Raw genomic sequence first — 13,247 nt, 5'->3', positions numbered from 1 at the left:
TGTCCAAGTGACACGACCTGCCGGCAACGGTAGGTAGCTCTCCGTGCAGGCCATGCGGCATCTCCTCGCGCAACGCCAGCTTGCCGTGCTGCTTTGCGCCGCGACGCTGCTGCTGAAGCTGCTGGTCCCCACCGGTTATATGATCGACAGCGATCATGGCCGTATGACCATCACCATCTGTTCGGGCACCGCGCCGCGCACGATGACGATGGCCATGTCGGGGATGCACGGTGCCATGACCGACCACGGCAAGTCGAAGGATCATAGCAAGGCGGAGATGCCTTGCGCCTTCTCGGGCCTGTCGGCCGCGATGTTGGGGTCGATCGATCCCGTTCAGCTCGCGGCACTGATCGTCTTCATCCTTGCCCTCGGCCTGATCGCGACCGTCCCGCGGGTACCCTCACGTCCGACCTATCTACGGCCTCCGCTGCGAGGACCACCGGCCTACCTCTGACCTGTCATCCCGCACCGCTTCATCCGGCGCGACCATGAACTGCGGCCCGCGCCCCCGGCGTCAGGCCGGTCAAAGGTATTACCATGATCCGAACACATCTTCTGGCGGGCGCGGCTGCGCCCTGCCTGCTGCTGGCCGTCCCGGCCGCGGCACAAATCCGCGGCACCGCCGATGACCGCACCGATGCGACGATCGTCGTCACCGGCCAGCGCAATCCGCTGAAGCTGGACGATCAGGCGCAGGCGGATAGCCGGCTCGGACTGTCGATCCGCGAGACGCCGGCGAGCGTCGAGGTGCTGACGCAGGACGATCTCCAGATTCGCGGCCTGCGCACCGCGCGCGAGACGTTCAACGACGTGGTGGGGGCGATCGCCGGTAACGTGCCGGGCAACCCCGCCGTCGTCTCCTTACGCGGTTTCGCCGGCAACACCGTATCGATCCTTCAGGACGGCGTGCGGGTGTCGGCATCGACCGTTGTCCAACGCGACAGCAACAACTGGCACTATGATCGGGTCGAGGTGCTGAAAGGACCGGCCTCGGTTCTCTATGGCGAGGGCGCGCTGGCCGGGGTCATCAACAAGGTTACGCGCAAGCCGGTGCTGGGCGATCGCCACCTCGACACGCTGCTGTCGGTCGGGAGTTTCGACACGGTGTTCGCAGCCGGCGGGGTCAACCTGCCGATATCGTCCACGATCGCGGTACGGGCGGACGCCAGTTACCAGCGATCGGACAGTCTCTACGACGTCGATAACAACGATACCTTCTCGGCCGGGCTGACAGCCAGCGCGCTATGGAAACCGAGTGATCGCCTCTCGCTGCTCGTCGCGGTCGATCATTTCGAGGATCGCTACGACGCCACCTATCAGGGCCTGCCCCTGATCCCCGGTCAATATGCGCTGCGCCCGACCGACGCTGTGACGAGCGCGATCGGCCTGGTCGCCGATCGCGCCCTTCGTCGCCGCAACTACAATCCTCAAGGCGCCAATTCCGGTGCCGACGAGACGACGGTGCGCGCGCGGCTCGACTGGTCGATCGGCAGCGGGTGGACTTTCGCGCTCGACCTGACCGGTTACACCGCGAAGCGTGCGTTTCTGCTCGCCGACAGCCAGACCTTCGTTGCGCCCACCGGGGCATTTCCGAATGGCAGCTTCCGCCAGACCTATCAGGATTTCCGGCACGATCACCAATTCTGGAACGCGCGCGGGGTGATCGGCAATGACAGCCGGATCGCGGGCCTGCGCAACCGCTTCAGCCTCGGCATCGAACACAATGACACCGATTTCGTTAGCCTGCGCCAGACAGCCGCCACCTCGGCCCTCCCGGCAGTGGATGTCCGCAACCCGGCCATCGTGCCGCTGCCCACCGGAACGGCGATCTTCACTGCCGGCAACGTCACCTTCGACTCCAAGCTGAAGCAGACCTCCGTCTTTGCAGAGGATGCGCTGAACCTGACGCCCAAATGGCTGCTGGTCGGCGGGGTGCGCTGGGACCACTTGGAGCTGGACCGCGCGACGATCCAAAATGTGGGCGGCGCGATCGACCGTAACAGCCCGACCTTCAACCCTGTGTCTTGGCGGGCAGGCTCGACTTGGGACGTGACACCGGGCCTGACGCTCTACGCGCAATATACGACCGCGATATCGCCGGTGTCCTCGATCCTGCTGGCCTCGATCGCCAACAGCCGGTTCCGGCTGACCAAGGGCCGCGCCTACGAGGCCGGGTTCAAGGCGAGTGCATGGGGCGGCCGGGCGAGCGTCACCGGCGCGGCTTACCGGATCGAACAGAAGGACATCCTGACGCGCGATCCGGCCAACCCGGCGCTGGCCGTCCAAGGCGGGCGGCAATCCTCGCAAGGTGTCGAATTGTCCGCGGTCGTTACCCCTGTGAAGGCGCTGCGCCTGTCGGGCGGCGTGTCCTACACCGCGGCGCAATATGACGAGCTGTCTGAACTGGTGAGTGGCGTCCGGATCGATCGTAGCGGCAACCGCCCGATCAACGTCCCCTCGACCACGGTCAACGCCTCGGCGCTTCACACGGTCGCCGACAAGGTGACGGTGGGTGGCTTCCTGCGGCACGCCAGCGCCTTCTACACCGACACCGCCAACACCATCCGGGTCGCCGGGCATACCGTCCTGGATGCCAGCCTGTTGTTCCCGGTCAGCCGCCAGGCGACCCTGATGCTGCGCGGCCGGAACCTGACAGACGCCTTCTATGGCGAATATTCCGGCTATCCGACCACCAACGTCTATATCGGCGCGCCACGATCGTTCGAGGTAGCGCTGGCGACGCGGTTCTGACGACCGCGCGCCGCCGATCGGCAGCATCACACGCACGCATCCTCGTGCGCCGCGTCCACCTCTGGCTGGGGCTGAGCCTGGGGCTGCTGTTCGAAGTGCTGGGCCTCACCGGGTCGGCGCTGGTGTTCTACACCGGCATCGATGCCGCACTTCATCCTGCCGTCCAGACCGGGCAGGCCGGTCCTGCACCGGACCTGGCCTCGCCCATTTGGGATCGAGCGCTGGCGACCGGGCGCGCCCGCTGGCACGATCCGGCCGGCAAATGCACGGTCGAAGTGACGGGCGAGGGCGGCACCATTCCGGCGCGCTTCGCTGGTCACCGCAATGCAATGCTACGAGCCCGGATCCTGGCTCGATACGCCACACAATTGGACCTTTGTCGTCGACGGCCGCGAGGTGCTGCGCATCCTGCGCGATTATGACGTCCTCGCCGTTCTCCAGGCGCACAGCCACGTCTACGAACGGATCGAGCTGAATGGCATATCGTTCATCACCACGGGTGCCGTCGCCGGCGCAGACTGGCGCGGCGCGTTCCTCGGCACGCCCGAAGGCTATACCGAAATCGCCGTCTCGGGCCGTGCCCTGACGAGCCACTACCGGACGTACGGTTTTGCCAGCGTGAATCCGCAACCCGTAGCGATCTGATGCTTCCGATTGCCACTTCGAGGCGTAGTGCGAGAGCATGTGCACGCCGTGGCGCTCGACGATGGCCGCGACATCCTCGACCATCGTCTCGACTCTCTCCTTCTGCTCCGTATCGCTAGGGTTTGAGTTAAGCGATCACCAAGCTTGTGCTTGTACCCATCGAGCGATGAGTAAGATGTCATTTTTCACTAGGATTTTCGGACTGCCGCTGCTTGCGGTTCTGGCTCTCCTCGGCTTCCTGACACCCCGCTATGTACCTAGCAATTCGCTCTTGAGCGCGGCCGCCTCGACACCATCGCCGGAACTGGGCCAAAAGCGAATGATCGCCAGCTTCGTAGGGCATTGTCGTTCAGACTGGAGCTTCGATCGGTTTCGGCTTCGGGGTGAGGCCAGCCTGCATTCTTGGGAAAACGACGCCGGGCTTCTTGCCCGAACTCGGATAAGTTGTGTGCCTGGTCGACGATGCTCAGTTATTGCACGGGCGCTACTAGAATGGCCTTTTCCTTCGCAAGTAGGGGGTAAGCCCCTGCCAACTCACATTTGGGGATGTCGGAGCCCTACCCCGGATTGGACGAAAGATAGTTACCTTGGGTGGCATTAGGGAGGGAATGAACCGGAATACCGATATGTCTGGTGTATTGCGCATGGTGTGGCGCGCTACCTCCGCCAGCAGGTCGGCGCTTGTTTCCGGCTACATAGATCAAACTCTTCGCCGCACGATCGTGCTCGCAAGAGCCGGTTAGGCCTAGCTTTTTTCCAGCATCCGCTTGCCGGTCGCCGATGTCGCGACTTGGAGGATGCACGAACCCGCTCCGCGGGATGGTCGTGCGGGGCGAGGTTGAGGTGACGTCGCGGGTGTAGCGCGTCGGTTGAGCGCTGCTCGTCACAGGCAGAGCATCGGGGCTCCACGAGAAGGAGCCCCACCATGACGACCCTCATTCCCATCGCCGTCAGTCCGTTGCGCCAGCGCCTCATCGAGGACATGCAGATGCGTCGGTTCGGCCGCGAGACGCAGCGCAACTACATTCGCGACGTCGGCCGGTTCGCCACGTTTCTGGGGCGTCCACCCGACACGGCGACGGCCGAGGAGGTGCGTCGCTTCCAGGTCGAGCAGCGCGACCTGGGGGTGCCGGTGCCGACCATGAACAGCATGGTGTCGGCGCTGCGGTTCTTCTTCACCCAGGCGCTCGACCGGCCGGACCTGGCACGTCGGCTTGTCCGCACGGGGCACGCCCGCAAGCTGCCCGTGGTGCTGAGCCAGGACGAGGTGGCGCGGCTGCTGGCGGCCACCACCTGCCTCAAGCATCAGGCGGCGCTGTCGGTCGCCTACGGCTCGGGCCTGCGCGCGTCGGAGGTGACGGCGCTGAAGGTGCGCGACATCGACAGCGAGCGGATGCTGCTCCGGGTCGAGCGCGGCACGGGCGGGCAGTACCGCAACGCCATGCTGCCGGCAGGCCTGCTCACCTTGCTGCGCGCGTGGTGGAAGGCCGGGCGGCAGCTGGGCGTCATGCACCCGGACGGCTGGCTGTTCCCCGGCCAGCACTACCTCAAGCCGCTGAGCGCCCGGCAGCTGCACCGCGTCGTCGTCGAGGCGGGCCGGGCCGCGGGTTTGGACAAGCGCATCGGACCCCACACGCTGCGGCACTGCTTTGCCACGCACCTGCTCGAGGACGGCGTCGACGTGCGCGTCATCCAGGCGCTGCTCGGCCATGCCCGGCTCGACACGACCGCCTTCTACACCAAGGTCGCGACTCGCACGATGCGCGCCGTGACCAGCCCGCTCGAGCGGCTGACGGCGAGCGCCCTCGAGGAGAGTCCGCCCGGCTGACCGGGCGTTGCGCGCCTCGCTCGAGGTCGCCGACATCTTCCGCGCCGCCGGTCCCGCATACCGGGCGGCGCGTGCCGGACACCTGAGCCTCGACCAGCTCAAGGTCATGTCGGCGATAGAGACCTGCCGCACCGCGGTCATGGGCGGGCACGTCGAGGCCTGCACCGACTGTGGGCACTGGCGGGTCGCCTACAACTCCTGCCGCAATCGGCACTGCCCGCGGTATCAGGGCGCGGCCGCGCGCGCCTGGCTCGCCGAGCGCGAGGCCGACCTGCTGCCGGTCGGCTACTTCCACGTCGTGTTCACGCTGCCGGCCGAGGTCGCTCAGGTCGCGCTCCAGAACAAGGCGGCTCTCTACGGCCTGCTCTTCCAGGCGGCGTCGGAGACGATGACGACCATCGCTGCGGACCCGAAGCACCTCGGTGCCCGCATCGGCATCACGGCCGTGCTTCACACGTGGGGGTCGGCGATGACCCACCACCCGCACATCCACATGATTGTCCCAGGCGGCGGGTTGTCGGCGGACGGCAGCCGCTGGGTGTCGTCACGCCCGGCCTTCCTGCTGCCGGTGCGAGTGCTGGGCAAACTGTTCCGCCGCGTGTTCCTGACCCGGCTGATGGCGCTCCACGATGCCGGGCGGCTCGCCTTCTTCGGCAGCCTTGCGCATCTCGCCGACCGGCGCGCCTTCCTGCGTCACCTGTCACCGGTCCGGAAGAAGCGCTGGGTCGTCTACGCCAAGCCGCCGTTCGCCGGGCCCGAGACGGTGCTCGCTTACCTCTCGCGCTACACCCACCGCGTCGCGATCTCGAACAGCCGGCTGCTGCGCTTCGACCAGACCGGCGTCACCTTCCGCTACAAGGACTATCGCCGTACCGGTGCCGAACGGCAGCAGGTCATGACCCTAGCCGCCGACGAGTTCATCCGCCGCTTCCTGCTTCATGTCCTGCCCAAGGGCTTCCACCGCATCCGCCACTACGGCCTGCTCGCCGGCGCCACCCGCAAGACCACGCTCGACCACGTCCGCCGGCTGCTCGGGGTCGCACGGGCGCCCGCAGACGTTGCCGAGATTGAACCGCCGGATCTGCGCCCGCCATGCCCATGCTGTGGTGGGCACATGGTCATCATCGAGACCTTCGAGCGTCGGCGCCAGCCTCGCGCGCCACCCGCCTCGGGACCTCTATCCGGGACACAGATACCATGACCCGGCATGGCTTGCTCGCCATCTGACCCGCAGCGCCAACGGTTGCGGAACCGGACGGGCATGTGCCGGTCTCCGCCGCAGGTGCCGTCGGGTCCCATGAAAGCCGGTCATCTACCGGTGAAAAGCTACTTCGCCGCTTGGATCCGGACGGTCTGCATCCACGACATCGCGCGCGCCCACCGTGGCACCCCGGCGCTTAGCCCGGCTGAACCCGAAAACCCCATAGCGCACCGGTTGAGGCCCGCGGGTTCGGGCTTCCAGGACTTTCGTACGCCTACCGGCGCCCGAAACTCTTCAGGAGAACGGTCCGACCGCTTTCGGGAGTTCCGTTGGCATAGGCAGCCCTTCGTTCAGGCTCACTTGGTCGACAGCTTGACGCCCCTCCTCGGTCATCCAGTTGGATTCGGGGTCATCCCGAAACCCGCCATTGGAAGCGCGTCCGTTGAGAAGCGCGATCGATCAATATGCGCGCAGTTCGCGCCAGCAATTCGAGGTGGGCAGCCGCCGACAGCCTTCACCGGCCTTCAGCCTGGTGCTGGAAGCGCTGCGGTATCGGACCTGACGCCGTAAAGATTTCGGATGCGTCAAATGCGGTTTGCTCTCAAATCCATCCAGGTGCAATCGTCAGATCCGTCTATCTGTGCAAAAGCCGTCTCCAGCGGCACCGTGCTGGGCGAAGTGATCGCAACCTGACGTTACCTCGCCAAGAAGAAACAGTCTCGGAGACCGGCTTTGACTTTTCCTCGACGTAGCCTGTTGAAGGCAGCGCTAGCTGGTCCGCTGGTGCCTGCTATGTCTGCGATCCCCCGTGATCCTGCATCCGCGGCATCAGCCGAGAGCGGCAAGCGCTGGGGCGTCGGGGCTGACGGACAACGCAAGGCCGACCTCGGCAATGGCATGTTCCGCAATCCGATCGTGGCAGGCGACCATCCCGATCCCACCATCCTGAAGGATGGCGATGATTACTACATGACGTTTTCGTCTTTCTATTCCTATCCTGCCTTGGTCATCTGGCACTCGACCGACCTGGTGAATTGGGCGCCGATCGGCCCGGCGTTGCACGACAATCTCGGCGTGATCTGGGCGGTGGATCTGGTGAAACACGATGGCCGCTACTTCATCTACATTCCCGCCGATCCCGTGGGGAAGGGCTGGTCGATCTTCGTGATTTGGGCCGACGACATCCGCGGGCCGTGGAGCAAGCCCATTGACCTTGGTATAATGGGGCAGATCGATCCGGGGCACATTGTCGGCGAAGACGGCCGGCGCTACCTTTTTACAAATGGCGTGAAGCGGATCAGGCTGCGCGCCGATGGCCTGGCGACGGATGGCGTCCTCGAACCCGCTTATGCGCCATGGCACTATCCGGATGACTGGGTGACGGAGAACTTTGCACCCGAAGGGCCCAAGCTGTTGCGACGGAATGGCTGGTTCTATCTCGTTACCGCTGTTGGTGGCACCGCCGGTCCGGCGACGGGGCATATGGTCATCGCGGCCCGATCCCGCTCCGTGAACGGACCGTGGGAACACTGCCCCCATAACCCTCTGGTGCGTACCACCTCAACGGACGAACCATGGTGGTCGCGCGGCCACGCCACGCTGGTAGAAGGGCCGGGTGGTGACTGGTGGATGGTCTATCACGGTTACGAGAACGGGTTCAGGACGCTGGGTCGTCAGACCTTGCTCGCGCCGATCGAGTGGACCGCAGACGGCTGGTTCAGGGCAAAAGGCGGCGACTTGTCGCAACCCATGCCCAAGCCGTTGAAAGGGCAGGGTGGCCCTTCCGCGCCGGCACTGACCGACGATTTTTCGCGTGATCGCATGGGCGTACAATGGAGCTTCCACGAGCCGGCCGCAGGCGAGGGTGGGCGCGCCCGATACGAGCCCGACGGTCTCCTCATCCGCGCGACGGGGGCGTCGCCTGGCGATTCATCGCCGCTCACCTGCATCGTGGGCGATCGTTCCTATGAAGCGGAGATTTCCCTCGATCTCATCGGAGACGCGGAAGCGGGGCTATTGTTGTTCTACAACCACAAAGCGTACGTCGGGATGGGGTTTACTGCCGACACGCTCAAGCTCTTCGAATATTCGGATGAGCTTCGCTGGGCACGCAAACCGCATAAGACGCGGACGCTGCGCCTTCGTCTACGCAATGACGAGCATGTCGTCACGCAGTCCTACTCTACCGATGAAGGGCGGAACTGGACGCGGCACGACACGCGAATGGAGGTCTCGGGGTTCCACCATAATGTGTTCGGCAGCTTCCTTAGTCTGCGGCTCGGTATATATGCGGCCGGTAAAGGTGAGGTACGCCTTCGCGACTTCCGCTATTCGGCTGCGCTGGCGTAAGGATCGACTTTCGTCCCTGATACTCCGGTACCCGACGGGCGATGTCGGACCCTGCCATCTTTTCCAACGCCCGGCGGGTGTTGCTGCGGTGACGGCCTGAAGCAGCGCACGGAAGTGCGGTTCGCCGCTCGACCCCTCCAGTCTGCAATTCGACCCTTTCGCATTCGATTGCAGAGAAATTTTTGACGTCTATGGGTGAGGCTCGATGGGCATCGGAATGCGCACGAGGGGATACCGAAGGGGTAAGCGGCGTGGATGATACGAATGCTGCAATTCGTTCCGTTCTGATCGTTGGGGGTGGTACGGCCGGATGGATGACCGCCGCGGCATTGTCGCATGCCCTTGGCGAGCGGTGCCAAATCACTCTTGTCGAGTCCGATGAGATCGGGACCGTCGGCGTAGGCGAGGCGACGATCCCGCCGATCAGGCTGTTCAATGACACGCTTGGCATCGCGGAGGCGGACTTCCTTCGCGAGACCAAAGGTAGTTTCAAGCTCGGCATCGAGTTCGTTGATTGGGCCAAGCTGGGCCATCGTTATTTCCACCCCTTCGGTACGTTCGGCAAACCGTTCGATCTGGTCGCGGTGCATCAGCACTGGCTGGCGGCACGCGCGGCGGGATCCACGATCCCGCTCGATGATCTCTCGATGGCTTGGGCCGCCGCCAGCCGGGGGCGGTTCGCCGCGCCGATGACGGATCCGCGCAGCGTCGCCTCGACGTTCGATTACGCTTATCATTTCGATGCCGGCCTCTACGCCGCCCTCCTGCGCCGCTATGCCGAAGCACGTGGCGTCAGTCGCGTTGAGGGCAGGGTCGGCGACGTCGCGCTGCACGGGGAAACCGGCCATGTCGCGCACGTCGGTTTACGGGACGGGCGGCGGATCGATGCGGATTTCTTCGTCGATTGCTCGGGCTTTCGAGGCCTGCTGATCGACGGGGCGCTGGCCACAGGTTACGAGGACTGGACACATTGGCTGCCGTGCGACCGTGCGGTGGCCGTGCCTTGCGCCACAGGGGGTGACGGTATGACGCCCTATACACGATCCACCGCACGCGCGGCCGGATGGCAATGGCGTATCCCGCTCCAACATCGAACCGGCAACGGTTATGTCTATTGCAGCCGCCATATCTCCGACGACGAAGCCACGGCGACGCTCATGGCGAACCTCGACGGAGAGGCGCTGTCCGAGCCCCGCCTGCTGCGTTTCACCACCGGCCGCCGTCGCACGTTCTGGAACAGGAACGTGATAGCGATCGGACTGGCAAGCGGCTTCATGGAGCCGCTTGAGTCCACGAGCATACACCTCATTCAAACCGGTATCGCCAAACTGCTCGCCTATTTTCCAACACGAGATTTCAGTCCGCTACTGATCGACGAGTACAATCGCGTGGCTATCACCGAATATGAGCGGATCCGTGATTTCCTGATCCTGCATTACAAGCTGACGTCGCGTGACGATGCGCCGCTGTGGAGAGACTGCGCGGCGATGACGATACCCGATACGCTGGCGCTGAAGATTGCTCATTTCCGCCAGGGCGGCCGTCTCATCGCTCGAGATATGGATCTATTCGGCCCCGCGAGTTGGCTGGCCGTCCACATCGGCCAATTGAACCATCCCCTTGGTTCCGACCCTCTGCTGGACAGTTCCAAAGCCGCGGCGGCAAGCACCACGTTTATCGGTCGCCTGTCGGAAGCAATGGCGACGATGGCACGGTCGATGCCGACCCATGAGAGCTACCTCCAGCGTCTTACCCGGTCGATGGCATAAAATGTGATGCAAGCATGCTGCAATCCATTGCACGATGTGTTGCAAACGATTGTGAAGCTGGTATGTGCGATCCCATAGCCCCCGGAGCGGGGCGTACGAGGAGGGATTGCCATGAAGATGAAGGTTCTGCTGGCCTGCACGTCGCCGATCGCGATGCTGGCGGCGTCTCCTGCTTTTGCAGGGCAGACCGCCGATCCTCAGGCGACCAACTCCACCGCCAATCCCGTCGCCACCGGTGCGGACACCGTGACCCAGGCGGGCGATATTCCTGACGCGGGCCTGCAGAGCGACGACATCGTCGTCACCGCGACCAGCGGCGAACGCTCGCGGTTTCGCAGCTCGATCTCGGTATCGCAGATCAGCCAGGAAGCGATCCAGAACTTTACGCCGCGCTCCGAAGCCGAAGTGCTCCGCAACATCCCGGGCTTGCAGCCTTCGGATACCGCCGGTCCGGGCGGCAATGCCAATATCGGCGTACGCGGCATCCCGGTGTCGACCGGTGGTTCCGAATATGTCGCCTTGCAGGAGGACGGCCTGCCCGTCGTGCTGTTCGGTGACATGAACTTCGGTAACAACGATTACTGGCTGCGCTTCGACCAGAACGTCCAGCGCGTCGAGGCCGTCCGTGGCGGCTCCGCCTCGACCTTCTCCAGTCAGGCGCCGGGCGCCGTCGTCAACTACCTCAGCAAGACCGGCGACAAGGCCGGCGGCCAGGTCGCGTACAGCAACGGCCTCGGTTATCGTGAACATCGCGTCGACTTCGATTACGGTGCTCCCATCGACGATACGACGCGCTTCCATGTCGGTGGCTATGCCCGCAACGGCGGCGGCCTGACCAACGAGAATTTCAACATTCTTCGGGGTTACCAGATCAAGGCGAACCTCACCAAGGACTTTGCCGACAATCGCGGCTTCATCCGGCTGAACTTCAAGCGGCTCGACGAACAGGCACCGACCAACACCACGACGCCGTCGCTCGCGACCTATAGCGGCACGAAGATCACCGGATTCTCACCGCTGCCGACCTTCGACGGTCGCGATGGTTCGTCCTATTCCATCTACAACCGCAGCTTCCAGTATCTCGATTACGATGGCGGCGGCGTGAAGAATGCCGAGGTACAGGGCATCCACCCGCGCGTCACCGGCATCGGCGCGCAAATCCACTACGACCTGACCGACAATATCACGATCGACGACAGCATCCGCTATCAGTGGATCAACGGCAATTTCACCACCCAGTTCATCAACGTTGCGACCCGCACAGGCGCGGGCGGCGTGATCGGTTCGACCGTGAACGGCAGCACGGTGGGCTCGCTTCGCTATGCCGCGGGTCCGAACGTCGGACAGGTGTACACAGGCACCTACGTCAACACCAATCCGAACATCAACACGTTGATGAAGAACATGAATAACTTCGTCAACAACCTGACGTTGAACGGGAAGTTCGATGTTGGGCCGGGCAAGGCGACGGTGACGACCGGCGTGTTCCTGATGAAGCAGAACATCGTGCAGGACTGGCACGTCAACCGCCAGTACAGCGAGTTGAACGGCGAGAACGCCGCGCCGCTCGACCTGTTCTCGACCACCGGTACGCAGCTGACTGCCGCGGGCCAGGCGGGGTTCAACGACAATTGGGGCAGCTGCTGCGCGCGGCGCGTCGACCTGACCTATACCGACACCGCGCCGTTCCTGCAGGTCGGTTACGAGCTCGGCGGACTGAACCTCGATGCCAGCGTCCGCTATGACAGTGTACATGGCGAGGGCACCGCGCAGGGTGGCGTCGCCGGGCCGACGACGCGTGTCGCCGATGCGCTGGGATCGGCGCTGATCCCGTCGCTGGTGCTGAGCAACACGGTCGAGAACATCGACTACACGGACCATTATGTCAGCTGGTCGCTGGGCGCGCTCTACGCCTTCGATACCAGCACCAGCGTGTTCGCGCGCGCCAGCCGCGGCGGCCGCTTCAACGCCGATCGCCGGGTACTGTCCGGCAATTTCAACGCCGACGGATCGCTGAACGCGCAAGGCCAATCGACGTCGGTCAATTTCCTCAATCAGCAGGAAATCGGGCTGAAGCAGCGTGGCGGAGTGTTCGGTGGATCCTATTCGGTTGAGATCACCGGCTTCCACTCCACGCTGACCGAGAACAATTACGACTTCACCCGCATCAGCCTGCCGGCCCCGAACAACGATCCGAACATCTCGAACGGCTATCGGTCTTACGGTATCGAATTTACCAGCCGGGTCACCGCGGGCAACTTCCACCTTGCCGCGGATGCGACCTATTCGAATTCCAAGATCACCAGCAGCGGCACGGCCGCGCTGGTCGGCAATCGTCCGGGCGGGCTTCCCGAATTCCTCTTCGTCGTTTCGCCATCGTACGACGCCGGGATCGTGGCCTTCGGCGTTAGCGTGAATGGTCAGACCAGCACCAAGTCGGACGATTTCAACCTCTACACGATCAAGGGGTCGACCTTCGTCAACGGCTTCGTGACGGTACGCCCGGTCGAGCGCGTCGAGCTGGGCCTCAACGTCAACAACCTGTTCGACAAGCTCGGCTTCCGTGGTGGCGGCAGCCTCAGCCCGATCCTGTCCTCCTCCAGCGCCGTATTCAGCAATACCGCTCTTTATGGCCGTACGGTCACGGGCTCGGTCCGTTACCGCTTCTGATCCTCCCCGGTGGACGGAGTGCGGCAACGCCGTG

General features: G+C 64.1%; 9 protein-coding genes. All 9 read left to right on the top strand.

Annotated elements, in window-relative coordinates; all coding sequences use genetic code 11:
* Positions 1 to 52: 52 nt before the first annotated feature.
* Complete coding sequence (locus tag AC07UH_RS15785) at positions 53 to 454, top strand: DUF2946 family protein (RefSeq protein ID WP_495181001.1); 402 nt, start codon at positions 53 to 55, stop codon at positions 452 to 454.
* 83 nt (positions 455 to 537) lie between these two features.
* Entirely contained in the window at positions 538 to 2,751 is a 2,214-nt protein-coding gene (locus tag AC07UH_RS15780) for a TonB-dependent receptor (protein ID WP_495181000.1), read from the top strand.
* Positions 2,752 to 2,795: 44 nt separating this feature from the next.
* On the top strand, positions 2,796 to 3,173 hold the full coding sequence (locus AC07UH_RS15775; protein ID WP_495180999.1) for a PepSY domain-containing protein: 378 nt from the start codon (positions 2,796 to 2,798) through the stop codon (positions 3,171 to 3,173).
* Positions 3,148 to 3,396, top strand: coding sequence for a metallophosphoesterase family protein (locus AC07UH_RS15770; RefSeq protein ID WP_495180998.1), 249 nt, complete (start codon positions 3,148 to 3,150; stop codon positions 3,394 to 3,396). Before AC07UH_RS15775 ends, AC07UH_RS15770 begins: the two co-directional genes overlap by 26 nt.
* A gap of 925 nt (positions 3,397 to 4,321) precedes the next feature.
* Positions 4,322 to 5,224: a tyrosine-type recombinase/integrase gene (locus AC07UH_RS15765; protein WP_495180997.1), complete on the top strand. Its 903-nt coding sequence runs from the start codon at positions 4,322 to 4,324 to the stop codon at positions 5,222 to 5,224.
* A 7-nt stretch (positions 5,225 to 5,231) separates the two neighbouring features.
* A complete protein-coding gene (locus AC07UH_RS15760) occupies positions 5,232 to 6,425 on the top strand; it encodes an IS91 family transposase (protein WP_495180996.1) in 1,194 nt (397 codons plus the stop codon).
* A gap of 792 nt (positions 6,426 to 7,217) precedes the next feature.
* Positions 7,218 to 8,774 carry a family 43 glycosylhydrolase gene (locus AC07UH_RS15755; protein ID WP_495180995.1) on the top strand — a complete coding sequence of 519 codons (1,557 nt, stop codon included), beginning with the start codon at positions 7,218 to 7,220 and terminating at the stop codon, positions 8,772 to 8,774.
* A 251-nt stretch (positions 8,775 to 9,025) separates the two neighbouring features.
* Positions 9,026 to 10,543: a tryptophan halogenase family protein gene (locus AC07UH_RS15750; RefSeq protein WP_495189959.1), complete on the top strand. Its 1,518-nt coding sequence runs from the start codon at positions 9,026 to 9,028 to the stop codon at positions 10,541 to 10,543.
* Between the two features lie 111 nt (positions 10,544 to 10,654).
* A complete protein-coding gene (locus AC07UH_RS15745; RefSeq protein ID WP_495180993.1) occupies positions 10,655 to 13,213 on the top strand; it encodes a TonB-dependent receptor domain-containing protein in 2,559 nt (852 codons plus the stop codon).
* Positions 13,214 to 13,247 lie beyond the last annotated feature (34 nt).

Source organism: Sphingomonas sp. GW821-FHT04B01 (genome assembly GCF_059420425.1).
The sequence above is the reverse complement of the archived record's forward strand: the minus strand, read 5'-3'. Positions and strand labels throughout refer to the sequence as shown.

Bases quoted from the DNA above. Each gene is read 5' to 3' on its own strand.
- AC07UH_RS15785 (WP_495181001.1), top strand. From the start codon at position 53: ATGCGGCATCTCCTCGCGCAACGCCAGCTTGCCGTGCTGCTTTGCGCC.
- AC07UH_RS15780 (WP_495181000.1), top strand. From the start codon at position 538: ATGATCCGAACACATCTTCTGGCGGGCGCGGCTGCGCCCTGCCTGCTG.
- AC07UH_RS15765 (WP_495180997.1), top strand. From the start codon at position 4,322: ATGACGACCCTCATTCCCATCGCCGTCAGTCCGTTGCGCCAGCGCCTC.
- AC07UH_RS15755 (WP_495180995.1), top strand. From the start codon at position 7,218: ATGTCTGCGATCCCCCGTGATCCTGCATCCGCGGCATCAGCCGAGAGC.
- AC07UH_RS15745 (WP_495180993.1), top strand. From the start codon at position 10,655: ATGAAGATGAAGGTTCTGCTGGCCTGCACGTCGCCGATCGCGATGCTG.